General features: G+C 61.3%; 26 protein-coding genes, 1 tRNA gene and 1 pseudogene. 13 read left to right on the top strand and 15 right to left on the bottom strand.

The features are described 5' to 3' along the window. The first annotated feature begins 102 nt into the window (after positions 1 to 102). Complete coding sequence (locus tag B5P46_RS29910) at positions 103 to 330, top strand: hypothetical protein (RefSeq protein WP_129421905.1); 228 nt, start codon at positions 103 to 105, stop codon at positions 328 to 330. 208 nt (positions 331 to 538) lie between these two features. On the opposite strand, the gene B5P46_RS34650 is transcribed toward B5P46_RS29910, so the two are convergent. From B5P46_RS34650 to B5P46_RS29895, 3 genes are all read right to left on the bottom strand, one after another. Next, the gene (locus B5P46_RS34650; protein WP_164986580.1) at positions 539 to 940 is read right to left on the bottom strand and encodes a hypothetical protein; all 402 of its coding nucleotides are present in this window, start codon (positions 938 to 940) and stop codon (positions 539 to 541) included. A gap of 343 nt (positions 941 to 1,283) precedes the next feature. Further along, positions 1,284 to 1,360 (bottom strand) — tRNA-Arg (locus B5P46_RS29900). Positions 1,361 to 1,517: 157 nt separating this feature from the next. Then, positions 1,518 to 2,681: a M20 aminoacylase family protein gene (locus tag B5P46_RS29895; RefSeq protein WP_129421903.1), complete on the bottom strand. Its 1,164-nt coding sequence runs from the start codon at positions 2,679 to 2,681 to the stop codon at positions 1,518 to 1,520. 158 nt (positions 2,682 to 2,839) lie between these two features. Here B5P46_RS29895 and B5P46_RS29890 point away from each other — a divergent pair, with 158 nt between their 5' ends. Together B5P46_RS29890 and B5P46_RS29885 are read left to right on the top strand one after the other, a co-directional pair. Next, positions 2,840 to 3,973 (top strand): D-alanyl-D-alanine carboxypeptidase family protein, encoded by a 1,134-nt coding sequence (locus B5P46_RS29890; protein WP_129421902.1) that lies wholly within the window; start codon positions 2,840 to 2,842, stop codon positions 3,971 to 3,973. An 18-nt stretch (positions 3,974 to 3,991) separates the two neighbouring features. Then, on the top strand, positions 3,992 to 5,104 hold the full coding sequence (locus tag B5P46_RS29885) for a CobW family GTP-binding protein (protein ID WP_129421901.1): 1,113 nt from the start codon (positions 3,992 to 3,994) through the stop codon (positions 5,102 to 5,104). A gap of 31 nt (positions 5,105 to 5,135) precedes the next feature. Here B5P46_RS29885 and B5P46_RS29880 read toward each other — a convergent pair whose 3' ends face one another. The 9 genes from B5P46_RS29880 to B5P46_RS29840 all read right to left on the bottom strand — a co-directional run bounded on the left by B5P46_RS29880 (position 5,136) and on the right by B5P46_RS29840 (position 13,281). Further along, positions 5,136 to 5,909 carry a FadR/GntR family transcriptional regulator gene (locus tag B5P46_RS29880; RefSeq protein WP_129421900.1) on the bottom strand — a complete coding sequence of 258 codons (774 nt, stop codon included), beginning with the start codon at positions 5,907 to 5,909 and terminating at the stop codon, positions 5,136 to 5,138. Positions 5,910 to 5,918: 9 nt separating this feature from the next. After that, positions 5,919 to 7,199, bottom strand: coding sequence for a TRAP transporter large permease (locus B5P46_RS29875; RefSeq protein WP_129421899.1), 1,281 nt, complete (start codon positions 7,197 to 7,199; stop codon positions 5,919 to 5,921). Positions 7,200 to 7,203: 4 nt separating this feature from the next. Beyond that, positions 7,204 to 7,782 carry a TRAP transporter small permease gene (locus B5P46_RS29870; RefSeq protein WP_129421898.1) on the bottom strand — a complete coding sequence of 193 codons (579 nt, stop codon included), beginning with the start codon at positions 7,780 to 7,782 and terminating at the stop codon, positions 7,204 to 7,206. A gap of 148 nt (positions 7,783 to 7,930) precedes the next feature. Further along, complete coding sequence (locus B5P46_RS29865; protein ID WP_129421897.1) at positions 7,931 to 8,908, bottom strand: TRAP transporter substrate-binding protein; 978 nt, start codon at positions 8,906 to 8,908, stop codon at positions 7,931 to 7,933. A 568-nt stretch (positions 8,909 to 9,476) separates the two neighbouring features. Further along, a complete protein-coding gene (locus tag B5P46_RS29860) occupies positions 9,477 to 9,701 on the bottom strand; it encodes a sulfurtransferase TusA family protein (protein WP_011653739.1) in 225 nt (74 codons plus the stop codon). A gap of 5 nt (positions 9,702 to 9,706) precedes the next feature. Further along, positions 9,707 to 10,933: a L,D-transpeptidase family protein gene (locus tag B5P46_RS29855; protein WP_129421896.1), complete on the bottom strand. Its 1,227-nt coding sequence runs from the start codon at positions 10,931 to 10,933 to the stop codon at positions 9,707 to 9,709. 196 nt (positions 10,934 to 11,129) lie between these two features. After that, positions 11,130 to 12,083 (bottom strand): acetyl-CoA carboxylase carboxyltransferase subunit alpha, encoded by a 954-nt coding sequence (locus tag B5P46_RS29850; protein ID WP_129421895.1) that lies wholly within the window; start codon positions 12,081 to 12,083, stop codon positions 11,130 to 11,132. 62 nt (positions 12,084 to 12,145) lie between these two features. Further along, on the bottom strand, positions 12,146 to 13,099 hold the full coding sequence (xerD, locus tag B5P46_RS29845; RefSeq protein ID WP_129421894.1) for a site-specific tyrosine recombinase XerD: 954 nt from the start codon (positions 13,097 to 13,099) through the stop codon (positions 12,146 to 12,148). Positions 13,100 to 13,104: 5 nt separating this feature from the next. Further along, positions 13,105 to 13,281, bottom strand: a complete 177-nt coding sequence (locus B5P46_RS29840; protein WP_027666815.1) for a hypothetical protein — start codon at positions 13,279 to 13,281, stop codon at positions 13,105 to 13,107. Between the two features lie 147 nt (positions 13,282 to 13,428). Between B5P46_RS29840 and B5P46_RS29835 the strand changes: the two genes are divergently transcribed. Genes B5P46_RS29835 through B5P46_RS29825 form a run of 3 tightly spaced genes read left to right on the top strand, consistent with a single transcriptional unit; the run spans position 13,429 to position 16,456 of the window. Then, positions 13,429 to 14,019 carry a shikimate kinase gene (locus B5P46_RS29835; protein WP_065281446.1) on the top strand — a complete coding sequence of 197 codons (591 nt, stop codon included), beginning with the start codon at positions 13,429 to 13,431 and terminating at the stop codon, positions 14,017 to 14,019. Then, complete coding sequence (gene aroB, locus B5P46_RS29830; RefSeq protein ID WP_129421893.1) at positions 14,016 to 15,146, top strand: 3-dehydroquinate synthase; 1,131 nt, start codon at positions 14,016 to 14,018, stop codon at positions 15,144 to 15,146. Before B5P46_RS29835 ends, aroB begins: the two co-directional genes overlap by 4 nt. Further along, positions 15,146 to 16,456 (top strand): HlyC/CorC family transporter, encoded by a 1,311-nt coding sequence (locus B5P46_RS29825; protein ID WP_129421892.1) that lies wholly within the window; start codon positions 15,146 to 15,148, stop codon positions 16,454 to 16,456. The genes aroB and B5P46_RS29825 overlap by 1 nt, the downstream gene beginning before the upstream one ends. 102 nt (positions 16,457 to 16,558) lie before the next feature. On the opposite strand, the gene B5P46_RS29820 is transcribed toward B5P46_RS29825, so the two are convergent. After that, on the bottom strand, positions 16,559 to 16,843 hold the full coding sequence (locus B5P46_RS29820; protein ID WP_206735427.1) for a BolA family protein: 285 nt from the start codon (positions 16,841 to 16,843) through the stop codon (positions 16,559 to 16,561). Between the two features lie 102 nt (positions 16,844 to 16,945). Here B5P46_RS29820 and B5P46_RS29815 point away from each other — a divergent pair, with 102 nt between their 5' ends. The 5 genes and pseudogenes from B5P46_RS29815 (at position 16,946) to B5P46_RS29790 (ending at position 22,682) form a co-directional block, all read left to right on the top strand. Next, entirely contained in the window at positions 16,946 to 17,563 is a 618-nt protein-coding gene (locus tag B5P46_RS29815; RefSeq protein WP_011653732.1) for a J domain-containing protein, read from the top strand. Positions 17,564 to 17,874: 311 nt separating this feature from the next. Next, the gene (gene cobS, locus B5P46_RS29810; RefSeq protein WP_027682639.1) at positions 17,875 to 18,867 is read left to right on the top strand and encodes a cobaltochelatase subunit CobS; all 993 of its coding nucleotides are present in this window, start codon (positions 17,875 to 17,877) and stop codon (positions 18,865 to 18,867) included. A gap of 12 nt (positions 18,868 to 18,879) precedes the next feature. After that, complete coding sequence (gene cobT / locus B5P46_RS29805) at positions 18,880 to 20,781, top strand: cobaltochelatase subunit CobT (protein ID WP_129421891.1); 1,902 nt, start codon at positions 18,880 to 18,882, stop codon at positions 20,779 to 20,781. A gap of 13 nt (positions 20,782 to 20,794) precedes the next feature. Beyond that, a complete protein-coding gene (locus B5P46_RS29800; RefSeq protein ID WP_129421890.1) occupies positions 20,795 to 21,832 on the top strand; it encodes an esterase-like activity of phytase family protein in 1,038 nt (345 codons plus the stop codon). A 283-nt stretch (positions 21,833 to 22,115) separates the two neighbouring features. Then, positions 22,116 to 22,682 (top strand): annotated as a pseudogene (locus B5P46_RS29790) (adenylate kinase). Positions 22,683 to 22,688: 6 nt separating this feature from the next. Here B5P46_RS29790 and B5P46_RS29785 read toward each other — a convergent pair. Beyond that, entirely contained in the window at positions 22,689 to 23,324 is a 636-nt protein-coding gene (locus B5P46_RS29785) for a VUT family protein (protein WP_129421889.1), read from the bottom strand. A gap of 112 nt (positions 23,325 to 23,436) precedes the next feature. Next, on the bottom strand, positions 23,437 to 23,733 hold the full coding sequence (gene rpmB, locus B5P46_RS29780) for a 50S ribosomal protein L28 (protein ID WP_018243798.1): 297 nt from the start codon (positions 23,731 to 23,733) through the stop codon (positions 23,437 to 23,439). A 243-nt stretch (positions 23,734 to 23,976) separates the two neighbouring features. Between rpmB and B5P46_RS29775 the strand changes: the two genes are divergently transcribed. Both B5P46_RS29775 and yddG read left to right on the top strand, forming a co-directional pair. Next, positions 23,977 to 24,759, top strand: a complete 783-nt coding sequence (locus B5P46_RS29775) for a DUF3108 domain-containing protein (RefSeq protein ID WP_129421888.1) — start codon at positions 23,977 to 23,979, stop codon at positions 24,757 to 24,759. Between the two features lie 30 nt (positions 24,760 to 24,789). After that, positions 24,790 to 25,680, top strand: coding sequence for an aromatic amino acid exporter YddG (gene yddG, locus B5P46_RS29770; RefSeq protein WP_129421887.1), 891 nt, complete (start codon positions 24,790 to 24,792; stop codon positions 25,678 to 25,680).

Here is a 25,680-nt window from a genome sequence, read left to right as displayed (position 1 = left end):
CCCGTCACCTTAACCGGTCGGCGGGGTTTTCTATCTCGCCTCGCTTGTCCTCACGCGGTTGCGCCTCTTATATGCTCCCGAAGAGCGAACAGAGGGCATCTAATGAACGACAATGAAGAAGCGGTAACGGTTCTTAAGCTCGATATCGAACTGAACTTGACCGGCCCAATGCAGGCCTTGGTGAACAAGCAGGCGGCTGCTCTGCTCCGATCCGTGGCTGACCGGCTTGAAAAGGATGACCTCCAGGACGGATTTGAAGAGATCAACGACGAGAACGGCAACCAGATCGGAGAGATCTACGTCGACTACTCGGACATGATCACTTACTAGTCGCAATTCAGCACAGTCTGATGGCCAAAGCGACGGCTCGTGACCGGCAAAAACGCTGCGGTCCACCACGCTAATGCTCCTCGCCGCCACTGGCCTCTCGATTATCCGCTGCAGGGCCAGTTCCTCTTCGATGTCAAACAATCCGGTCCGCAGCGCGTTTACCACTTGATCGCTCACTCCGGCATTCAAGGCGCCGGCGTCGCAGTGGTCACGGGTGATATGTGGCTAGGGTCTGCTCGAATGGCTGGCACAGACGATGATCGACGAGGCGAAGGTGAGGGGGAAGACGACTTTCGCCCAAGACCAGGCCTTGCACATCATCTGCAAGGCCATCTGGCTCGCCTACCTCGTCTTGTTCGCAACGCTCTCGCATGGTGCGTCTATCTCGCTCTGGTGGCGCTGACGTTCGGTCTGGCATCTCTACCAGGATGGTGGCCGTTATGAGCGGGAAGATCGAGCGCGGCACGCTGCTGGTCATTTGCGTCTGCGTTGTACTCGCGCTGATATGGATGTTCTGGCCGTGATCCGACCCCTGCCGCGTGACGACATGATCGAAGACACCGGCATCCGCTTCGAACCCGCCCATGATCTTCTCGAATGGCGCGGTCATCGAGGAGGCTTTAAGCCTTATCGGGGAAGTAGGGGAATGGTCGCTGCCTCGTGCCCTGCTTTCGCAGTCCTTGGGCGTACGTCCGAAACGTCGCGACCTAACCGTAAGATAGCCAAACGCTTCCCTGAAACAAGGCGATGGGAAGGGCAATTCCTTTCCGACCTGGGACTGAGGAAGCCGGAGTTCGATGATGCTGCTCTTATGAAAACAAGCAACATGTTGCATGGCATGTTACACGGATTAGCCGTGTCCTCAGGGGAACACCGGCAAATGCAGGGAATCCCAATGCAACACGAGTGCGACACGGAGGCAGGCAATTATAGATCTGCGTGATTGAAAAGACTGGTGATCCCGGCGCGATTCGAACGCGCGACCCCCAGATTAGGAATCTGGTGCTCTATCCTGCTGAGCTACGGGACCACTGGAGTGCCATGCATACAAAAGGCTTGGCGCGAAGCCAAGCCTTAATTGTTGCTAGAGCATGTCGCGCAAAAGTGTGCAGCGGTTTTGCGCCAAGGACATGCGGAAAACAAAGACCCAAAGTGCGGCAAGCGAATCTGAAAGATCGCGACGCGCTTTAGAGACCGAGGCGTTGTTCGGCAAGGCGGACCCAGTAGGAGATGCCGTGAGCGATGGCTTCGTCGTTGAAGTCGTAGGCGGGGTTGTGGAGGCCGGCGCTGTCGCCGTTGCCGATGAAGATGAAGGCGCCGGGACGGGCGTTCAGCATGTAGGAGAAATCCTCGCCGCCCATCATCGGGTCGATCTCGGCGTTGACGTTCGCCTCGCCGGCGATGGCGCTGGCGGTGGCGACCGCGTGCTCGGTCTCATCCGGGTGGTTGACGGTGACGGGATAGTTGCGGTGGAAGCTGATTTCAGCCTCGGCGCCGTGGGCTGCGACCAGGCCCTCGATGATCTGCCGGAACCGCGTCTCGGCGAGCGTGCGCACCTCGGGGTCGAGGGTACGGACCGTACCGGCGAAGGTCGCATCGTTCGGAATGACGTTATGGGCAAAACCGGCATTGAACTTGGTCACCGAGACGACGAGCGAGCGTAGTGGATCGGCGCTGCGCGAAGCGATCATCTGCAGATTGGCGACGATCTGGGCGCCGATGGCGATCGGGTCGATCGTCCGATGCGGCTGGGCGGCGTGGCCGCCGCGGCCCTTGACGGTGACGGTGAATTCATCGGTCGCCGCCATGATGGCGCCCTTGCGGGTGGCGAACTGGCCGACCGGCAGGCCCGGCAGGTTGTGCATGCCGTAGACCTCTTCGATATCGAAGCGCTCCATCATGCCGTCCTTGACCATCAGATTGCCGCCGCCGCCGCCTTCTTCGGCGGGCTGGAAGATGACGGCGACATTGCCGTTGAAGTTGCGGGTCTCGGCCAGATATTTCGCGGCGCCGAGCAGCATGGCGGTGTGGCCGTCATGGCCGCAGGCATGCATCTTGCCCGGCGTCTTCGAAGCCCAGGGCTTCCCGGTGATTTCGGTGAGCGGCAGGGCGTCCATGTCGGCGCGCAGGCCGACCGTGCGGGAGTCTTCGCCCTTGCCCTTGATCAGGCCGACGACACCGGTGCGGCCGATGCCGGTGACGATCTCGTCGACGCCGAATTCCTTGAGTTTTTCGGCGACGAAGGCGGCCGTGTTTTCCACCGCGAAGAGGAGTTCGGGCCGGGCGTGGATGTGGCGGCGCCATTCGGCGACCTCGTCCTGCAACTCCGCGGCTCTGTTCAAAATCGGCATATCGGCGTTCCTGTTATGAAATCTCGACAATCTTTCATCGCATCACAAGGGTGTGAGGCTCACGGAAATTACTTAGTCAATGACCTTTGCCATGTCATAGCCATATAGGCTAAATAGGGGAAGATTTCGAGATTTTCCTGATATCTGAAGGACGAACCGTGCCGACGAGCCACTTCCGTTTGTTTGCTGCCTTGCGGCCGCTTTCTTTCGTGTCAGCGGCGACTGCCGTTTTTCTGGCCTCCGTTCCGCTGGCCCAGGCCAATCCGCACATTCTCGTCGATGTACAGACCGGCCGCGTGCTCGAGCATGAAGAAGCCTTCCGCAAATGGTATCCGGCCTCGCTGACCAAACTGATGACCGTCTATACCGTGTTCGACGCGATCCGCGCCGGTCAGATCAGCCTCGATACGCCGGTCGTCATCAGCAAACGCGCCGCCGCGCAGCCGGCCGCCAAGATGTATTTCAAGCCGGGCCAGAAACTGACGCTCGACAGCGCATTGAAGATCCTGCTGGTGAAGTCGGCCAACGACGTGGCGGTCGCGGTCGCCGAAGCCATCGGCGGCACGCAGGAAGGCTTCGTGACGCGGATGAACGGCGAGGCACTGAAGCTCGGCATGACGGATTCGCACTTCGTCAATCCGAACGGCTTGCCCGGCAAGGGCCAGTATACGACGGCACGCGACCTTGCGGTGCTGACGGTGGCGCTGCGCCGCGATTTTCCGCAATATTCCGGCTATTTCTCGCTGGAAGGGTTCACCAATGGCCAGCAGAACGTGCCGAACCTCAACATGCTGATCGGCCGTTTTGCCGGCGCGGACGGCATGAAGACCGGCTTCATCTGTGCCTCGGGCTTCAACCAGATCGGTTCGGCGACGCGCAACGGCCGCACGCTGGTCTCCGTCGTGCTCGGCACCGACAGCCTTGCAGCCCGCGCCGATGCGACGGCGAATCTTTTGCAGAAGGGCTTCACCACCCAGCCTGCCAGCAACGACACATTGGGTTCGCTGAGACCCTATGGGTCGGGACAGGACCAGGTGACCGACATCAGTGCCGATATCTGCAGCGCCAAGGGCGCCAAGGTGCGCAGCGAAACGCGCGACGAAGTCGGCCGCATGAAGGTGCAGTCACCCTATATCCAGCCGATGGACCACGATCCGCAATTCGTCTTTGCCGGCCTCATTCCGGGCCAGGATCCGCAGCCGGCCGCGCAGCCGGAAAAAATGGCGCGGGGCGATACCGCTGGAGCGATCGCCAATGTGCCGGTGCCGATGCCGCGCCCAACATCCTTCTAAGCTTTAAGGTAAAAAGACATGAGCGCGCTCAACGACAGGATTCCGGTCACCATCCTGACCGGCTTTCTCGGCGCCGGCAAATCGACGCTGCTCAACCGCGTCCTCAAAGATCCGGTGATGAAGGATGCGGCCGTCATCATCAACGAATTCGGCGATGTCGGCATCGACCACCTGCTGGTCGAAAGTTCCGGCGACTCGATCATCGAGCTGTCCGATGGCTGCCTCTGCTGCACCGTGCGCGGTGAGCTTGTCGATACGCTGGCGAACCTGATGGACGCGGTGCAGACGGGCCGCGTCAAGCCGGTCAAGCGCGTCGTCATCGAGACGACGGGCCTTGCCAATCCTTCACCGGTCATGCAGGCGATCATGGGAAATCCCGTCATCGCCACGAATTTCGAGCTTGACGGCGTCGTCACCGTCGTGGACGCGGTGAATGGGCTGCAGACGCTCGACAATCACGAGGAAGCGCGCAAGCAGGCGGCAGTCGCCGACCGGTTGATCGTCTCGAAAAAGGCGATGGCCGAGGCGACGGATGGGCTGGAAAAGCGGCTGCGGGCGCTCAATCCGCGTGCCGTGATGATGGATGCCGACAGCGCCGAGGCGGGCAGCGCCGCGGTGCTGGTCAACGGGCTCTACGATCCGGCGACGAAGATCGCCGATGTCGGCCGCTGGCTGCAGGACGAGGATGCACATGGTCACCACCATCATGATCATCATGGTCATGCGGATCAGGACCCGCATGACGTCAATCGTCACGATGCCTCGATCCGCTCTTTCTCGATCATCGAGGAAAAGCCGATCGATCCGATGGCGCTCGAGATGTTCATCGATCTTCTGCGTTCGGCCCATGGCGAGAAGCTGTTGAGGATGAAGGCGATCGTGTCCGTTTCCGACCGGCCGGATCGACCGCTGGTGCTGCATGGGGTGCAGAGCATTTTCCATCCGCCGGTGCGGCTTCCCGCCTGGCCGGGGGAAGACCGGCGCACGCGCATGGTGCTGATCACCCGGGATCTGCCGGAAGCCTTCGTGAAGGATCTCTTCGATGCCTTCCTCGGCAAGCCGCGCATCGATATGCCCGATCGTGCGGCGCTGTCGGACAATCCGCTCGCCATCCCCGGCATGCGGATTTAAACCGTTGATTTTTGTTGTGGCGCGATCTTCTTCAGGTCTTGCGTTTAAGGATACTTGAAAGCCACTTGGCCTGCTGGCCGCTGAGAAGGCTGCGATAGCGCTCCTGGCTTGCCGCCAGATGGGCGCGCATGGCGGCGCGGGCGGCTTCCGGGTCCCCGGCAGAAATCGCCTTCAAAATCGCCAAATGCTCGCGCTGCAGGCCTTCCTGATAGTCACGCGACAGCGTGCTATCTGTACCCCAAGGCGAGGCGACGTCGCAGGGGATGGCCCGCATGCCAAGCGCATCGAGAACTTCGACATAATATGAATTATTGGTGGCAGCCGCGATTTCCCGGTGGAAGGCGAAGTCGCTCTTGCCGGTTGCTTCGCCGCGCTCGAGCAGCCGGTCGAATTCGAAGAATGCTTCCTGAATCTGCGCTTCCTGAGCCGCATTGCGCCGTAGCGCAGCAAGCCCTGCGCTCTCGATTTCCAGCCCCATGCGCACCTCGATTATGTTGAGTGCATGGGAAACCTTGTTGCCGACATCGGCGCTGATCGAACCGAAGGCAATCGTCGGATGGTTCTTGACGAAGACGCCGGCGCCTTGCCGCGCCTCGACGAGGCCGTCGGCGGCAAGGGTTGCAATCGCCTCACGGACAACGGTGCGGCTGACGCCGAAGAGTTCGCCCATCCGGGTCTCCGTCGGCAGCTTTTGGCCGGGCGCGTACACTCCGGACACGACCTGAGCGCGGATGGCCGAAACGACGCCTTCGGAAAGTTTAGGCCTTCGCTCGACCCTGAAGTCTACGGCTGTGTCGGTCGCCATCTCGCACTCCTATTTGAACACGCTCGGCAGCCACAGCGAAATCGCCGGGATGTAAGTGACCAGCCCGAGCACCACAATGCCCGCACCGTAGAACGGCCAGATCGAGCGCATGGCCTCCCAGACAGTGATCTTGCCGACTGCACAAGCCACGAATTGCACCGCGCCGACTGGAGGCGTGTTCAGCCCGATGCCGAAATTCAGGATCATGATCACGCCGAAATGCACCGGGTCGACACCGTAAGCCTGCGCAACCGGCAGGAAGATCGGCGTGCAGATAATGATGGTCGGCCCCATGTCCATAAACGTGCCGAGCACAAGCATGAGGACATTGAGCAGGAGCAGCACCGTCAGCGGATCGTCGGCGACGCTCTTCATCCAGATCACCAGCGAGGCAGGCACCTTGAGGAAGGCCATCAACCAGGAGAAGGCGGCGGCTGTGCCGATAATCAAAAGCACCATTGCCGTCGTGCGCACGGCGCCCTGCGTGGCGTGAACGAAGTCTCTCCAGCTCATCTGCCGGTAGACCAGGAGAGTTATCAGCAGCGCGTAGAGCACCGCGATGCAAGAGCTTTCCGTCGCAGTGAAGATGCCGGACCTCACCCCGCCGAAGATGATGGCGATCAGCAGAAGCCCGGGGAGTGCGACGGCGAGCAAATGAGCCACCATGACGAAGCCGGGAAAGGGCTCCGTCGGATAGCCGCGCGAGCGCGCAACGATGTAGGCGGTCACCATGAGCGCGACCGCGAGCAATAGTCCGGGTAACACGCCGGCGGTGAACAGGTCGGCGATGGATATCTTGCCGCCGGCAGAGATCGAATAGATGATCATGTTGTGGGAGGGCGGCAGGAGCAGCGCGATCAGCGCTGCCATCGAAGTGACGTTCACCGCATAATCGGCGCCATAGCCGCGCTGCTTCATCTGCGGGATCATCAGGCCGCCGACGGCTGCGGCTTCTGCCACCGCCGAACCGGAGATGCCGCCGAACAGCGTGGCTGTGACGATGTTGACCTGGCCGAGGCCGCCGCGCACGTGGCCGACCAGTGATGCGGCGAAGGCGACGATGCGGCTGGCGATGCCGCCGCGCACCATCAGATCGCCGGCGTAGATGAAGAAGGGGATGGCGAGGAGCGAAAATACGCTCATGCCGGAATTCAGCCGCTGGAAGATGACCAGCGGCGGCAGGCCCATGTAGAGCACCGTGGCGAAGCTGGCGACGCCGAGGCAGAAGGCGATCGGCGTGCCTATCAGCATCAGGGTGGTGAAAACACCGAACAGGATCCAGAGTTCCATCGCGCTAGACCTTCAATTTGACGTTCGGATCGGCATTGATGTTTTCGATCTCGACGGCGATTTCCGCCGGCAGAATCTCATCCAGCGCATCGTCAATCGGTTCGCCGGCGAGGCGGAGCACGATGCGCTCCAGCGAGAAGATCACGGCAAGCACGCCGCCGCCTGCGAGCGGCAGATAGTCAAACGCGCCGGAAATACCCAGCGACGGCAAGGTGGTGTTCCAGGTCAGGCTCATGAGCGCGCCGCCGTACCAGATCATGCCGGCGCCGAAGGCGAGAATGACGACGTCCGAGATCATGCGCAGGACGCGCTTGCCGGATTTCGGCAGGACATAAAGCAGCACGTCGAAACCAAGATGATTATTCTCCCGGATGCCGACGGCGGCGCCGAGGAAGATGAACCAGCTCATCAGCATGACCGAGCCCGGCTCCGTCCAACTCGGCGAGTCGTTCAGCACATAGCGGCAAAATACCTGCCAGGCGACAAAGACCGTCATCAGCACCAAGCCGGCGCCCGCGAGCCAAAGGGCGGCGTTGCTCAGGCGTGTCAGAAAATTGACGACGGGTGTCAGGTTGTTCGACATAAGGGCCTCGTCGAAATTGGGCGCTCACTCTCCCTTGGCGGGAGGAAACGAGAAAGATGTGCACGAAGCGGCGGGTGAACCGGGGTGGCGATACCTGTCCACCCCGATAACCGACGCCGCTTTCCGCAAAAAGGAAGGCAAGCTGTGGCTATTGCACAGCCTTTACATCCTCGACCATCTTCTTCAGCACGTCGTCTTTCACGTGCTTTTCATAAACCGGGGCCATGGCGTCGATGAACCCCTGCTTGTCCGGCATGGTGATCTGGGCGCCGAGCTTTTCGACATTGGTGCGCGATTCAGTGACCTTGGCTGACCACAGCTCGCGCTGCTTGGCGACGCTGTCCTTGGCTGCCTGTTTGAAGACCGCCTGATCCTCCGGCGTCAGCTTGTCGAACGCCGCCTTGTTCATGACGAACACCTCCGGCAGGATCGTATGCTCGTCCAGCGAGTAGTTCTTTGCCACTTCGGCGTGCTTGGCGGTGTCGTAGCTCGGGAAGTTGTTTTCCGCGCCGTCGATAACGCCCGTTTCGATCCCCGAGTAGACTTCTCCATAGGGCATCGGCGTGGCATTGGCGCCGAGGGCCGCCACCATGTCGACGAAGATATCGGACTGGATAACGCGGAACTTCAGACCTTTCATATCGGCAACTGAATTGATCGGCTTCGTTTTGTTGTAGAACGAGCGCGCGCCGGCATCGTAGAAGGCAAGCACCACCAGACCGGCCGGTTCGAACGCCTTCTTGATCTGCTCGCCGATGGCGCCGTCCATGACCTTGTGCATGTGCTCTTCCGAACGGAAGATATAGGGCAGAGCCGGAACGATCGATTCCTTCACAGTGCCGTTGAAGGGCGCCATTGACACACGATTCAGCTCGATTACGCCGGAGCGCACCTGCTCGATCGTGTCTTTCTCCTCGCCGAGCTGGGCGGAATGATACACTTCGAGGGAATAGCGGCCCTGCGTGCGCTCCTTCAACAGCTCGCCGAAATATTTGACGCCCTCGACTGTGGGATAGCCGTCCGGATGAGTATCGGACGATTTCAGCACCGTTTGAGCGGTGGCCGCGCCGCTCATGAATGAGGCGGCAACCATAAGCCCGGCCGCAAGTCTAACGAAATTTTTCATGCTCTCCTCCCGTTTTGCATGACGATTAATTCTCAGAGTCGGTATCCCCGGCTTTGCGACTTAGAGGAAGGTCCTCTGCACGCTTCGCCTCCTTCCAGCGACATTTCCACAACCGGGCACTGATGGTCCGGCACGAAAGGCTGCGCGAGTTGGAAGAGGCTCATCGAGACATACCAACATGGCTCAGCGTGCCCATCGGGTCCGATGGAGCAGCTGCTTACCTCTACACGCGAACACTGTCGCTCTTCTCGTGGAAACAGAAGACTTGGATCGATAGCCTCCTCTAGTCTTGCCGTTCCTCCGACCGGCTCACTATGGCTAGAACCTGTAAAGTATAATGTCAACATACAAAAGCTGTGTAGTTGTATGATGAATTTTTCGCGGTGGCTTGGTCTATTTACACTGACGTGCTCGGCGGATCGCTAGTCCCATGCCTTGGGTTGGCAGAGATGTGCACCGCAAAAATCTAGGGTCGGATACCTAAGCGTATCGCGATCTTTCAGATTTGCTCATCGCGTTTCAGGTCTATGTTTTTACGCATCTCGTCATCAGTTTTGCGCGACGCGCTTCAGCGCTTGCGGATCAGGAAGCGGTGGCCGCTTTCGGTCTTTTCCGTCTCGACCAGTTCGTGGCCGTCCTCATTGCAGAAATGCGGCATATCGATCACGGCCAGCGGATCGGTGGTGTCGACGCGAATGAGCGTGCCGCTCGCCATGGCGGCGAGCTTCTTGCGTGTCTTGATCACGGGGAATGGGCATTTCAGGCCGCGAAGATCGTAGAGAACGGGGTTCAAGCCGTTCAGTTCCTCGCCCAGAATTTCCAGAACGGCTTCTTTGCCGTGGCTTCCGCCGTTTCCTGCGGTTCGGGCGCCGCAAAGGCCAGCGGGTTCTGCATCGGCACCGGCACGACCGCAGGTGTCGCGGCCGCGACTGCCATTGCCGGCGGCTGGGTAGGTGCTGCAGGCGTGGCGCCCGGCGCGGACTTGGCGGCGAGGCCCTGCGCGGTGCGCTTGGCCATCATGTCTTCGAGTTCGGCGACCTTGACCATGCGGCCGGCTTCCAGCGAGGTGCCGGTCGGGGCGTAAGCAAGTTCGCGGCCCTTGCGCAGCTTGGCGACCACGGCCTTGCGCTCGGCTTCCGTGGGATCGTACCAGGCCATGCCGTCAAATTTGCTCATCGCCTTGGCATAATCGGTATCGTAGCTCTTGCCGTAGGAGGCGAGGGCGGCCGTCAGTGCCGGCGGCGTCGACATAGCAGGGCACTTGCCGGCGGCGTTGAAGGTGCCGCCGTCGGTTGCCTGCTGATTGAAGACGTATTTCTTCTCGCAGACATTCACCTCAGGCGGGCGCTTCGTCACTTCGAAATTGTCGTAGCCGACCTTCAGCATCTTCCAGAAGTCGTAACTGCTGTCGAGGCGATGCTTGACCATGTTTTCCGCCGTCATACGGAATGGGAAAGCCTGCAGCTGCACCGTCGCCTGGCCGCCCTTGAAAGCGTCGCGGGCAAACGCGTAGATCTCCAGCACCTGCTGGTCGGTCATCGAATAGCAGCCGGAGGACGAGCAGGCGCCGTGGATCATCAGATCGGAACCGGTGCGGCCGTTCGCCGCGTCGTAGCGGTTCGGGAAGCCGGTGTTGATCGCCAGATAATATTTGGAATTGGGGTTCAGGTTGGCGCGCGTCAGGTCGTAGAAACCTTCCGGCGCCTGCCGGTCGCCGGTCTTTACCTTCGGACCGAGACGGCCGGACCAGGCGCAGATTTTGTAATCGGCGATCTTGTCGAAACGGTTGTCGGTCTTCGCCTTCCAGATCTCCATGGCACCTTCTTCCTTGAAGATGCGGATCATGATCGGCGAATTGCGGTCCATGCCCTTGGCGGACATCTGCGCGAGGATATGGCTGGGAAGCGGCTGCTCGACCTTGTTCTTGACCTTGGAAAGATCGACCTGCGCGGTTTCCAACGCGTCATTGCAGCCGGACAGAGCCAGCGCCATGAGGGAAATATAGGCAAAATGACGTATGCGCATCCAAACTAGCCCATAAAGATAATGCGACCCGGTCCGCCTATGGAATCCGGGCATCAGAAGGAATCATAGGCGGCTTATACTTTATAAATCCTTACCAGCCTATGACGTGCCTGGAATATCCCCGCAAGCGCGAATGCTACAGATAACATCAATGTGGCCAAGATTTGGCCCCAATCGGCGAAGAGCCGAATGTCCGTTAGAGATTGCGGCCCATGGCGAGGAATTTCTGGCGGCGGTCGTTGCGCAGCTGCTCGCCGGAGCGGGATGCCATTTCGGCCAGAGCATTGGCGATCACGTCACCGGTTGCGGCTATCACGCTGTCGGGATCGCGATGCGCGCCGCCGAGCGGCTCGGAAATGATGCCGTCGATGACGCCGAGCGTTTTCAGGTCCTCGGCGGTGATCTTCATGTTGGTCGCCGCTTCCCGGGCGCGGGTGGAATCGCGCCAGAGGATGGAGGCGGCCCCTTCCGGTGAGATGACGCTGTAGATCGAATGCTCGAGCATGTAGACCTTATTGCCGGTGGCGATGGCGATGGCGCCGCCCGAGCCGCCTTCGCCGATGACGACGGAGACCAGCGGAACCTTGACGCCGAGACACATTTCCGTCGAGCGGGCGATCGCCTCGGCCTGGCCGCGCTCTTCGGCGCCGACGCCGGGATAGGCGCCTGCCGTATCCACCAGCGAAATCACCGGCAGGCCGAAACGATCGGCCATTTCAAGAATGCGGATCGCCTTGCGGTAGCCTTCCGGGCGCGGGCTGCCGAAATTGTGCTTCAGGCGGCTCTTGGTGTCGTTGCCCTTTTCCTGGCCGATGACGGCGACCGGCTGGCCGCGGAAACGGGCAAGGCCCGCCTGGATCGCGGCATCCTCGGAAAATTTGCGGTCGCCGGCGAGCAGCGTGAATTCCTGGAACAGCGTCTTGGCGTAATCGACGAAATGCGGGCGCTGCGGATGGCGGGCGACCTGCGTCTTCTGCCAGGGATTGAGCTTGGAATAGATTTCGACGATCGCCTCGCGGACGCGAACCTCCAGCCGGCCGATCTCATCGGTAGTGTCGATGCTCTCGTCTTCCGTTGCGAGCTTCTTCAGCTCGATGATCTTGCCTTCGAGGTCGGAGATCGGCTTTTCGAAGTCGAGATAATTGTGCATGAGGTGCGTTTCCGTTCCTTGTGCCCGGGGCGTTTTCCTGGCTCCGCCCCATGTCGCCGGTCCTATTCGTGCTTTTTCGCCTGTTTGGCAAGGGGGTGATGCGTCTGGACAAGCTGCTGCAGCCTCTCTTCGAGGACATGTGTGTAGATCTGCGTGGTCGAAATGTCCGAATGGCCGAGGAGTTCCTGCACGACACGCAGATCGGCGCCGTTGGCCAGCAGGTGGCTGGCAAAGGCGTGACGCATGACATGCGGCGAGATCAGCGACGGCGTCAGGCCGGCGCGGATCGCCAGGTTCTTGAGGTCGCGGGCGAAAACCTGGCGCGGCAGGTATCCCTCCTTCGAGGCGGCGGGAAACAGCCAGGGGCTTTCCTGCGGTTCCTTCGCCGCTGCATTTTCGGCCGCCAGCAGGCGCCCGTAGGATTTCAGGGCTGATATCGCCGATTGCGACAGCGGCACCAGCCGCTCCTTGTTGCCCTTGCCGCGGATCATCAGGAAACGGCCCTCCTGATCGAGCACGCGGGCGGGAAGCGAAACGAGTTCGCTGACACGCATTCCGGTGGCATAGAGCAGTTCCAGCAGCGCCAGCATGCGCAGGCGCTGCAGCTGGCCTGGAGCCGCATCCTCTGCCTCGGCCTCCGCTTGCGAAAGCAGCCTGCCGACCTCTTCGACGCCCATCGTCTTCGGCAGCGGACGGCCCTTCTTCGGCGCGTCGAGTATGCCTGTGGGGTCGTCGGTCCTCAGGCCCTCGGCATAGAGGAACTTGTAGAACTGCCGCATGGCGGCAAGCCGGCGCGCCTGGGACGAGGGTTTGAAGCCCTTTCGGGCGAGCGAGGAGAGATAGGCGGCGAGATCGGCGGAGGCGGCTTCGGTGAGCCGTATGCTGCGCTCCGTCAGGAAGGAGCGGACGTCGTCGAGATCGCGCTCATAGGATTGCAGCGTATTGGCGGCAGCACCCCGTTCGGCGCTCATCATCTCCAGGAAGGATTCCACATGGACGCGGCCGAGATCCACCATGCCGGTCACTTCCTGGTCGTGTCGATCGTGCCCGTCGCGGGCGGATTGACCCGCTCGGACGGAATGCGGATCGTGACGTCGCGCTGCTGCGGCTCCACGAAGGTCACAAGCGCCAGCATCGCTCCGTAGACCGTCCCGGCGAGGATCGCGCAGACGAACAGGAAACGGAACAGGGTCGGCATCAGGTAACTCCTTCATGCTCGCTTCTGTTATAAGAAGCCTATCTGCAAGTGCAAGAAGCGGTATTCAAGCCATGATTCCCTTGCCTGCGACTTGACGCTACACCTGCATTTGTCGATACGGTTTGCAAACAAAGTGTGAATGGACCGATGAGTGAACCACTGCTGACCGTTGCTGACAGCTTGAAAGACAGAGCTCGCGCCGCGCTCGGTTCACGCAATCTCATCCTTGTCGGCCTGATGGGCGCCGGCAAATCCTCTGTCGGGCGCATCGTCGCCAGCCAGCTCGCCATTCCCTTCATCGACAGTGATCTCGAGATCGAGCGGGTGTCGCGCATGACGATCGCCGAGCTTTTCGCCGCCTATGGCGAGCAGGAGTTCCGGGCGCTGGAAGCGCGGGTGATCAAGCGGCTGCTGAAGAGCGGGCCGCGTGTCGTCTCCACCGGAGGCGGCGCCTTCATCAACGACCGGACGCGCAAGCATATCAAGAAGGGCGGCCTTTCCGTCTGGCTGAAGGCCGATCTCGACGTGCTGTGGGACCGGGTCGCCAAGCGCGACACGCGGCCGCTGCTCAAGACCGAAAATCCGAAGCAGACGCTCGAGGGCCTGATGAATGCGCGTTATCCGATCTACGCGCAGGCCGATCTCACCGTGCTTTCGCGCGACGTGCGCAAGGAAATCATGGCCGACGAGGTCTTAAAGGCCGTGATCGAAGCTCAGAAGGAAAGTGCAGCGTCATGAATGCGATAACCTCCGCCTCCGCCATCCGAACGGTGCATGTGCCGCTCGGCGAGCGCGCCTACGACATCCTGATCGGGCCGGGGTTGATTGCGCAGGCCGGCGCCGAGATCGCCTCCCGGCTCAAGGGCCGCAAGGCGGCTGTTGTCACCGACGAAAATGTCGCTCCGCTCTATCTCAAGGCGCTCGTCGCAAGTCTGGATGAAGCGGGTATCGTTTCGGCTGAGGTCGTCCTGCCGGCCGGCGAGAAGACCAAGAGCTTCGAACATCTGATGACGGCCTGCGACAAGGTGCTCGAAGCCCGCGTCGAGCGCAACGATTACGTCATCGCGCTCGGTGGCGGCGTCATCGGCGATCTTTCGGGATTTGCGGCCGGCATCGTCCGCCGCGGCGTGCGCTTCGTCCAGGTGCCGACCTCGCTTCTGTCGCAGGTCGATTCCTCCGTCGGCGGCAAGACCGGCATCAATTCCCGCCACGGCAAGAATCTGATCGGCGTCTTCCATCAGCCGGATCTGGTTCTGGCCGATACGGACGTGCTGAATTCGCTGAGCGCGCGCGAATTCCGCGCAGGGTACGCCGAGGTCGCGAAATACGGGCTGATCGACAAGCCGGATTTCTTTGCCTGGCTGGAAGCGAACTGGAAGGCGGTTTTTACCGGCGGCTCCGCGCGCATCGAGGCGATTGCTGCGAGCTGCCAGGCGAAGGCCGATGTCGTCGTTGCCGACGAGCGCGAGAACGGTCAGCGGGCGCTGCTCAATCTCGGCCATACCTTCGGTCATGCGCTGGAAGCGGCGACCGCCTATGACAGCTCCCGCCTCGTGCATGGCGAGGGCGTTTCGATCGGCATGGTGCTGGCGCATGAATTCTCCGCACGGATGAACCTTGCAAGCCCCGACGATGCGCGCCGCGTCGAGCGGCATCTGAAGGAGGTCGGCCTGCCGACCCGCATGTCCGACATTCCGGGCGAACTGCCCCCAGCCGAAACGCTGATGGACGCGATCGCCCAGGACAAGAAGGTCAAGAGCGGCAAGCTCACCTTCATCCTGACGCGCGGCATCGGCCAGTCCTTCGTCGCCGACGACGTTCCGGCGTCCGAAGTGATCAGCTTTCTCCGGGAAAAACACGCCTGATGTCGGTCGAAGGCGCTCTGGCATTTCTTGCGACATACTGGCCGGAGATCCTTTCGATCACGGCGCTGGTGCTCATGTCCGCCTTCTTTTCCGGCTCCGAAACTGCGTTGACCGCCGTTTCGCGCAGCCGTGTCCATACGCTCGAGGTCAACGGCGACGAACGCGCCGGCCTCGTCCGGCAGCTGATCGAGCGGCGCGACCGACTGATCGGCGCGCTGCTCATCGGCAACAATCTCGCTAACATCCTGTCCTCCTCGATCGCCACCAGCCTCTTCCTCGGGCTGTTCGGCAGTTCCGGCGTGGCGCTTGCGACGCTTGCAATGACCGTCATACTGGTCATCTTCGCGGAAGTGCTGCCGAAAAGCTGGGCGATTTCGGCGCCTGAGCGCTTCGCACTCACCATCGCGCTGCCGGCCAAGCTCTTCGTTGCCGTCGTCGGCCCGGTTTCCTCCTTCGTCAATGCGATCGTGCGGCAGATTCTTTCACTGTTCGGCATCAATCTCTCACGAGAGACATCGATGCTGACGGCGCATGAGGAGCTGCGCGGCGCCGTCGATCTGCTGCACCGCGAGGGATCGGTGGTGAAGGCCGACCGCGACCGGCTCGGCGGCGTGCTCGATCTCAGCGAGCTGGAATTGTCCGACATCATGGTCCACCGCACCGCGATGCGGGCGATCAACGCCGACGATCCGCCGGAAGCGGTGGTGCGCGTCATCCTTGAAAGCCCCTATACGCGCATGCCGTTGTGGCGCGGCACGATCGACAACATCATCGGCGTCGTCCACGCCAAGGATCTGCTGCGGGCGCTTGCCGAGCCGAACATGGAGCCGCAGTACCTCGATATCGGGAAGATCGCGCAGAAGCCGTGGTTCGTACCCGACAGCACCAACCTCGAGGACCAGCTCAACGCCTTCCTGCGGCGCAAGCAGCATTTCGCCGTCGTCGTCGACGAATATGGCGAGGTGCAGGGCATCGTCACGCTGGAGGATATTCTCGAGGAAATCGTCGGCGACATTTCCGACGAGCACGATATCGAGATACAGGGCGTGCGTCAGGAGGCCGACGGTTCCGTCGTCGTCGACGGCGGCGTGCCGATCCGCGACCTGAACCGGGCGCTCGACTGGAACCTGCCCGACGAGGAGGCGACGACGATCGCCGGCCTCGTCATCCATGAATCGATGACCATCCCGGAAGAGCGTCAGGCCTTCACTTTCTACGGCAAGCGTTTCGTCGTCATGAAGCGGGAGAAGAACCGCATCACCAAGCTGCGCATCCGCCCGGCCGGGGAAGACGGCGCAAAGCCCAGCTGATTCCAGTCATTCAAATTGTTACAGCGTCCTTTTGCGCGTCTGAAAAGACGCGCGGCGCTGTAGGATTGCGGGCCGCCAATGCCTATATAGGCTTTGGTGCCGCTACCAGCGGGTCGGTTCGCCGGGTGCTGCCGGTTCGACCGCCAGCGCATGCAGGCCGGCATCGAGCTCCGGTTTCAACAGGTCGGTGATCGCCCGGTGGCGCGCCAGCCGCGACATGCCGGAGAATTTTCCGGAAACGATCCTCACTCGCATATGGGTTTCGCCGGTGCCGGTGATATCAGGCTGGTGGCCGGCATGCAGATGGCTTTCGTCGATGACGCTTACGCGTTCGGGCGCGAAGGCTTCGACAAGTTTTTCTTCGATGCGGGTTCGCAGGGTCATCATCCGGTCTTGCTGGTTCGCGAAAAGGGTACCTACCAAGCCAGCAACATTCCTGTTTGTCAATTCTTGTTGTCGCTTCGCGACAGCCCCATAATTAGCGCCGTCATGAGACTTGATTCCAAATATTTCGATCGCATCCGAACACGCCGCAAACGCGAGCCAGAGACAGAGCAGGCGCCGCCTACCTGTCAGTGGGACGGGTGCGACAAGAAGGGGGCGCATCGCGCTCCCGTCGGCCGCAATGCGGAAGGCCAGTTCTTTTTGTTCTGCTTCGAGCACGTCAAGGAATACAACAAGGGCTACAATTATTTCTCCGGTCTTTCGGACGGCGAGATCGCGCGTTACCAGAAAGAGGCGATCACCGGTCACCGGCCGACATGGACGGTCGGCGTCAACAAGGCGGCAAAAGACAGTCCGCTGCATTCGGAGATCCGCTCCGGCGCCTATACGCGTGTTCGCGATCCCTTCGGCTTCGTCAAGGAAGGCGGCAAGGGCAGCGGGCCGCGTTTTCCGCAGGCGCGCAAGCTGAAATCGCTCGAAACCAAGGCCTTCGAAACGATGGGCCTCGACGCCAATGCGACGTCGGCGGAGATCAAGAGCCGCTACAAGGAACTGGTGAAGAAACACCATCCGGATGCCAATGGCGGCGACCGCGGCTCGGAGGAGCGTTTCCGCGCCGTCATCCAGGCCTATCAATTGTTGAAGCAGAACGGTTTTTGTTAATTCCCGTCCTTGCTCTTGGGCTTCAATCGGGTATGGTCCAAATCGGCTGAGGCCGCAGGCAAACGCGGCTCATATTTGTGCGTTTTCCCGACATCGCCTCCGCCGACCTTCCGGACGCGGCGTTTCTTGTCCGGGACTCTTTCAAGAATGCTCGCACGCGGTCATTATCCCGCCGAGGTTTCGTTTCAGTCCCGGAGAAGCATCGCCGACGTTCCGACCTGGACGGGCGCGGAATAAAAAAACGCGGCGTCACGGTTGCGACATGGCCTGAGACAGTATGGCCGGGTGGCATCACCCGCCTTGGAGACATGATGAGCAAGATCGACCTTGATATTTCCGAACTGCCCGATACCACCGTTTCGGTTCGCGAGGCCTTCGGCATCGATTCCGACATCCGCGTTCCCGCCTACAGCAAGGGCGACGCCTATGTGCCGGACCTCGATACCGACTACCTGTTCGACCGCGACACGACGCTCGCCATTCTCGCAGGCTTCGCCCATAACCGCCGCGTGATGATTTCCGGTTATCACGGCACGGGCAAGTCCTCGCATATCGAGCAGGTGGCGGCGCGGCTCAACTGGCCTTGCGTGCGCATCAACCTCGACAGCCATGTCAGCCGTATCGATCTCGTCGGCAAGGATGCGATCGTCGTCAAGGACGGGCTGCAGATCACCGAGTTCAAGGACGGCATCCTGCCCTGGGCCTACCAGCACAATGTCGCGCTGGTTTTCGACGAATATGATGCCGGTCGCCCCGATGTGATGTTCGTCATCCAGCGCGTGCTCGAATCCTCCGGCCGCCTGACGTTGCTCGACCAGAGCCGCGTCATTCGGCCGCACCCGGCCTTCCGCCTGTTTGCGACTGCGAACACGATCGGCCTCGGTGACACGACCGGCCTCTATCACGGCACGCAGCAGATCAACCAGGCGCAGATGGACCGCTGGTCGATCGTCACCACGCTGAACTACCTGCCGCATGATCACGAAGTGAATATCGTCGCCGCCAAGGTGAAGAGCTTCGGCAATGACAAGAACGGCCGCGAGACGGTTTCGAAGATGGTGCGCGTCGCCGACCTGACGCGCGCTGCTTTCATGAACGGTGATCTCTCGACCGTCATGAGCCCGCGCACGGTCATCACCTGGGCCGAAAACGCTGAGATCTTCGGCGATCTCGCCTTCGCCTTCCGCGTCACCTTCCTCAACAAGTGCGATGAGTTGGAACGCCCGTTGGTCGCTGAGCACTATCAGCGCGCCTTCGGCGTCGAGCTGAAGGAAAGTGCCGCCAACATCGTTCTCGGGGCTTGAGACCGACCGATCATGGCAGCTCGCGGTGACAATTCGAAAGCAAAGCCCGGCGCGCCTGTCGACGTCGAGCCATTGCGCCGGGCCATAACCGGCTGCGTGCGCTCGATCGCCGGCGACGGCGATGTCGAGGTGACCTTCGCCAATGAACGGCCGGGGATGACCGGCGAGCGCATTCGGCTGCCGGAACTTTCCAAGCGGCCGACAGCGCATGAGCTGGCGGTCACCCGTGGTCTCGGCGATTCGATGGCGCTGCGGCTCGCCTGCCATGACGAGAAGGTGCATGCGACGATGGCGCCGCAGGGCTCGGACGCCCGGGCGATCTTCGACGTGGTCGAGCAGGCGCGCGTCGAATCGATCGGCGCGCTGCGCATGGAGGGCATGGCGTCGAACCTGCGCTCCATGACGGAAGAGAAATATTCCAAGGCGAATTTCACCGGCATCGAGCGCCAGGAAGACGCACCGGTCGGCGAAGCGGTTGCGATGATGGTGCGCGAAAAGCTGACCGGCCACCGCCCGCCGGCCTCTGCCGGCAAGGTGCTTGATCTCTGGCGCGGCTTCATCGAGGACAAGGCAGGGCCTGAACTCGACAACCTGTCGAACGCGATCAACGACCAGCAGGCCTTCGCCAAGGTCATCCGCAACATGCTGTCGGCCATGGAAATGGCCGAGGAGTACGGCGACGACGACAGCGACGCCGACAATGACGACCAGTCGGAGCAGGAAGACCAGCCAAGCGGCGACGAACAGGACCAGGACGAGGTCGACGAGGATGCCGGCACCGATGCCGCCCCCGTCGAGGACAGTGAAGTCGCCGACGAGCAGATGGAGGAAGGCGAGACCGAAGGCGCCGAAATCTCCGACGACGACATGATGGAAGAGGGTGAGGACGATTCGGAAACGCCGGGCGAGACCCGCCGGCCGAATACGCCTTTCGCCGATTTCAACGAAAAGGTCGATTATCACGTCTTTACCGAAGAGTTCGACGAGATCATCACCGCCGAGGAGCTTTGCGACACCGCCGAACTGGAGCGCCTGCGCGCCTTCCTCGACAAGCAGCTGGCGCATCTGCAAGGTGCGGTCGGTCGTCTCGCCAACCGGCTGCAGCGCCGGCTGATGGCGCAGCAGAACCGCTCCTGGGATTTCGACCTGGAAGAGGGCTATCTCGATCCGGCCCGGCTGCAGCGTATCATCATCGATCCGATGCAGGCGCTCTCCTTCAAGATGGAGCGCGACACCCAGTTCCGCGATACCGTCGTCACCCTGCTCATCGACAATTCCGGCTCGATGCGCGGCCGGCCGATCACGGTTGCCGCCACCTGCGCCGACATTCTCGCCCGCACGCTGGAGCGCTGCGGCGTCAAGGTCGAGATCCTGGGCTTTACGACCAAAGCCTGGAAGGGCGGGCAGGCACGCGAAAGCTGGCTTGCCGGCGGCAAGCCGCAGACGCCAGGCCGCCTCAACGACCTGCGTCACATCATCTACAAGTCGGCCGACGCGCCGTGGCGGCGCGCGCGCGCCAATCTCGGGCTGATGATGCGCGAGGGCCTGCTCAAGGAAAATATCGACGGCGAGGCGCTGATCTGGGCGCATAATCGCCTGCTCGCGCGCCGCGAGCAGCGCCGCATCCTGATGATGATCTCGGACGGCGCGCCGGTGGACGATTCGACGCTGTCGGTCAATCCGGGCAATTATCTCGAGCGGCACCTGCGCGCCGTCATCGAACAGATCGAGACGCGCTCGCCTGTCGAACTGCTGGCGATCGGCATCGGCCACGACGTGACGCGCTACTATCGCCGCGCCGTGACGATCGTCGATGCGGACGAGCTTGCCGGTGCGATGACCGAGCAGCTTGCCTCGTTGTTCGAAGACCAATCCGTCCAGCCGCGCGGCGGCCGGATACGCCGTGCCGGCTGACGCCGCTGGAAGAATGATGGTCAAGCGCCTCTGCCGTGCGGCGTCGATCGCTCTCTGCATCGCAGCCGGCGCTTCCTCGTCATGGGCCGGCGACGACGTGCTGGTCATTAGCCGGCAAATCTCCGATTTCAGGAGTGGCTCTTCGGAGACGCAATTCGGTTCGCTGGAATTTCTCGGCGGGCTGGAAATGGTCTCCAGCAGAGCGCTATTCGGCTCGCTCTCCTCCATCCGTTTCCGGCCGGACCAAAAACATTTCGTCGTCGTGCTCGATACCGGCCAGTGGCTGACCGGCAGCATCGAGCGCGACGTCAAGGGCAGGCTTTCCGGCCTTTCGGATGTCGAGATCACGCCGATGAAGAACGGTGCCGGGGTGAGCTTCGAAGGCAAGGGACATATGGATGCCGAGGGCCTGGCGCTCGATGGCGACCGGATCCTGGTCTCCTTCGAGCAGGCTCATCGCGTCGATGTCTATCCCGATCCTGGCTTTGCCGGCTCGGGAGCGATCGCCGCCCTGCCGATCCTCATCCCGCGAAAGATGCTGGACGACAACCGCGGCATCGAAACCATCACCGTGGCGCCGGCATCCAGCCCGCTGCGGGGCGGCGTGGTCATCGTCTCCGAACGCGGTCTCGACAGTGACGGCAATCGGTTGGCAGCCATTCTCAGCGGGCCGCTGAAAGGCCGTTTCTCGGTTAAGCGGGACGGCAGCTTCGACATCACCGACGGTGCCTTCCTGCCGAACGGCGACCTGCTGCTGCTGGAGCGCCGCTTCAACATGGCCGAAGGCATCGGTATGCGTCTTCGGCGCATCAAGGGCGCCGACATCAGGCCCGGCGCCGTCGTTGACGGCGAATTGCTGCTGGAAGGTAATTTCAACTCGCAGATCGACAATATGGAAGGGCTCGATGCTTTCCAAGCCGCCGACGGCACGACCCATATCATTCTGGTGTCGGACGACAATCATTCGATCCTGCAGCGCAATCTGATGCTGGAATTTCGGCTTTCGGAAGAGGCCGCGTGGTCAGCGCCGAATTCCCGGAAGCGGAATTGATTCTAGCCATCGGCCCGAAAATCGGAATCGATTTTCGGAAAGCACGATGCCTAGATTCAAAATGTTAGAGCGTCCTTTGTGCGTCCGAAAGGACGCACGGCGCTCTAAAGCGCGTCGCGATCTTTCAGATTCGCTTGTCGCGCCCTAGGTCTTTGTTTTTACGCATGTCGTTGTCGCAAAACCGCTGCACACTTTTGCGCGACATGCTCTAGGCGTCAGACTGATGTCATATGCCTCGGCTATCCCCCGCGGCATCGGGAAAGCAGCCTTCGGAGGGAAATTCATGGTGCATATCCATGTCATGGGCGCGTCCGGTTCCGGCACGACATCGCTCGGCCGTGCGCTTGCCGAAAAGCTCGATATCGCCCATCTCGACACCGACGATTTCTTCTGGTTGCCGACCGATCCGCCGTTCACGATGCCGAGGGATGCCGACGAGCGCATTGGGCTGCTCCTCGATGAGGTGGCGCGGCACGAAGGCTAGATTCTCTCCGGATCGGCGCTCAAATGGGGAAGGCCGATTGAGCCGCTCTACGATCTGATCGTGTTCCTCAGGATCGACCCGGAACTTCGAATGGCGCGCATCCTTGCGCGGGAGATTGCCCGATACGGAAACAGGATCGGGCCCGGCGGCGACATGGAAGTTAAAAGCGGGGAATTCCTGGAATGGGCGGCCAGCTACGATACGGCCGGTCCCGAACGCCGCAGCCTTGCGGCACATGAGCAATGGCTGGAAACACAGACAGCGCCGGTGCTGCGGCTCGATTCATCGCTAGGTATCGACGATCTGACGGCAGAGATGCTGCTGCATCCGGCCATCGCCGCCGGCGCGGTCCGGCGGCGTCTGTAACTTCAATTAGCTGGCGCGAGCAGCCTGCATCGGCCGCAGCACACTCATCAGCGCGCCATAAGGCAGCAGCATGACGAGGCCGACGATCATCTTCACGGCGAAATCGCCGATCGCCCAGGAAATCCAGCGCGGAGCCTCGGTGGCCAAGACGCCGAGGACGGGGGCTGCTTCCAGCGCGAAGGGATCGTTCGGGCCGAGGAAGACGAAGAATGCGGCGAAGGACAGCGAGAAGAACATCACCGTATCGAGCGCCGAGCCGATCAGCGAGCCGACCAGCGGCGCGCGCCACCAGGCCTGGCGGCGAAGGCGGTTGAAGACGGCGATATCGAGCAGTTGGCCGGCGAGATAGGCCGAGCCGGAGGCGATGGCGATGCGCGGCACCGAGGTGAAGAAGGAGAGCGTCACGCCGACGACGAAGCCGGCAAAGACGACCTTGCGGGCTGCCTGCGGGCCGAACTGGCGGTTGGTCAGATCGGTGATCAGGAAGGCGATCGGATAGGAGAAAGCGCCCCAGGTCAGGATGTCGGCAAGGTTGATGCCGGCGACTTCGGCGTTCAGCGGAAACTGGACGAGGAAGTTGGAGGCGACGACGACGAGCGTCATCAGCGCGACATAGGCGATGGTATAGCGGGTCTTCAGCATTTTTTTATCCTGGGTGATGCCACCAGTTGGAGGAGCAAACCGGCAAAGCAAAAGGCTTGTCCGGTATTATCCGTTCAAGCCTTTTGAAGCCGTATGAAAGAAGGGCAGAAGCTTACGCAGCAGCGGCTTCAGCGGTCTTCTTGGCGATCTGACGGCGCAGCAGGCGCGCGCGCATCGACAGTTCGTTTTCGCTGGCCTTCAGCAGGAAGGCATCGAGGCCGCCACGATGCTCGACGGAGCGAAGAGCGGCAGCCGAAACGCGAAGACGATAACGCTGGTTGAGAGCGTCGGAAATCAGCGTTACCTGGCACAGGTTCGGCAGGAACCGGCGCTTGGTCTTGTTGTTGGCATGGCTGACATTGTTACCAGTCAGGACGGCCTTGCCGGTCAATTCGCACACGCGGGACATGGAACACCTATTCTTGTTTTTCTCGGGCCATCGAATTGCTATTCCCGGCAAAGCCAGGCGCGCAATCCAACGGGCATGATTGGAAAGTTGCGGTTCTATAGTCAGACAGGCTGCTCGCGTCAAGCCAAACCTTGGCCTTTCCCGCAATTCTGTCAAAAAGCTGCTGTTTTCTTCCCTTCACGGCAGGAGTATAGAGCGCTCAGCAAGGGCCTGCCAGCGCGCAGCAAGACAAGGCTTTTTTCCATGGCTCATTCGGGCAGACGGATTTTCATTTCGGCCATCGCCGCACTTCTTGCCATACCGGCATCGGCCGCCGAAATCCAGCATCGGACGGAATACCGGGTGGCGCTCGCCGGGCTGCCGATCGCGCGCGCCGCGTTCCTGACGCAGATCGAGGACGATCACAGCTACAAGATCGCCGGCGACATCAATTCCGCCGGTCTTGCCGATCTCGTCACGACGATTTCGGCCAGGACCAGCGTCACCGGCGTCGTGCGCAAGAACAGGCTGCAGGCCTTGAAATATTCGCTCTACTACAAGAGCGGCAAGAGGAAGGCCCGCGTCTACGAGGTCAGCTACCGCAACGGCAACATCATCTCGGCGACGACGACACCGATGCCGAAGCGTCCGAAGAACTGGATCGACGTCACGCCGCGCGACATGCGCTCGGTGCTCGATCCGATCTCCGGCCTAGTGTTCACCGGCGATACCAAGGTCTGCTCGCAGACGCTGCCGATCTTCGACGGCGAGACGCGCATGGATCTGGTGCTGTCGCCGAAGGGCGACGAGGATTTTTCGACTAATGGCTTCAAAGGCAAGGCTATTGTCTGCGGCGTGCGCTTCGTGCCGCGCTCGGGCTACAAGAAGGGCCGCAAGGATATTGACTATCTCAGCAAGAGCAACCGCATGGAAATCTGGTTTGCCAAGTCGGACGCGGCAAATGTATACGCTCCTGTCTATGTGCGCATTCCAACCGAATATGGAATGGTGACGATCACTGCCGTCAAATACGGCAGCAACAGCTGACGGGGCTTCTGCCTCCGTGAAGGGGGACAGGTGAAGCTTCGCGCGACGTTGATCGGCTTTACGGCCATTCTGATGTGGTCGTTCCTGGCGTTGTTCACGGCCGCCTCCGGCAAGATGCCGCCGTTCCAGCTTTCGGCCGTCTGCTTTGCGATCGGCAGCATTCCCGGCCTCGTCGTGCTTACCCTCAATCCCTCGCGGCTGGCGCTGCTGAAGCAGCCGGCCAAGGTCTGGATAACGGGTATTTCAGGACTGTTCGGCTATCACTTCCTTTATTTTACCGCGCTCCGGAACGCGCCGGCAGTGGAGGCGGGGCTGATCGCCTATCTCTGGCCACTGCTGATCGTCGTCGGTTCGGCGCTGCTGCCGGGCGAACGGCTGCGCTGGTATCATGTGGCAGGTGCGCTTGCCGGTCTTTGCGGCACCTTCCTGATCGTTAGCCGCAACGGCATAGATTTCGACGGCGCCTATGCCATTGGTTACGGCGCTGCCTTTCTCTGCGCCTTCACATGGTCCGGCTATTCGCTGGTGACGCGGCGTTTCGACGCCGTCTCCACGGATGTCGTCACCGGCTTCTGCCTTGCGACCTCCATCCTGTCGCTCTTCTGCCATCTCGGCCTTGAGACGACCGTCTGGCCGGAAACGGTTTTCGAATGGGTCGCCGTCGCCGGGCTCGGGCTCTTTCCGGTCGGTGCCGCCTTCTACGCGTGGGATTACGGCGTCAAGAACGGCGATATCCAGATTCTCGGCGCGGCAAGTTATGCAGCACCTCTGCTTTCGACGCTTATTCTGGTGCTGTTCGGATTTGCCGAGCCGAGCTGGCGCATTGCTCTCGCCTGCCTACTCGTCACCGGCGGGGCGGTGCTGGCTGCCCAAGAGATGTTCCGCCGCAAAGTTCCGGCGCAGTCCGCGGCGGCAGAATAG

The sequence above is a fragment of the Rhizobium leguminosarum genome, assembly GCF_004123835.1.
Classification (GTDB): domain Bacteria; phylum Pseudomonadota; class Alphaproteobacteria; order Rhizobiales; family Rhizobiaceae; genus Rhizobium; species Rhizobium leguminosarum_M.
This window is presented reverse-complemented; position numbering and strand designations above follow the sequence as displayed.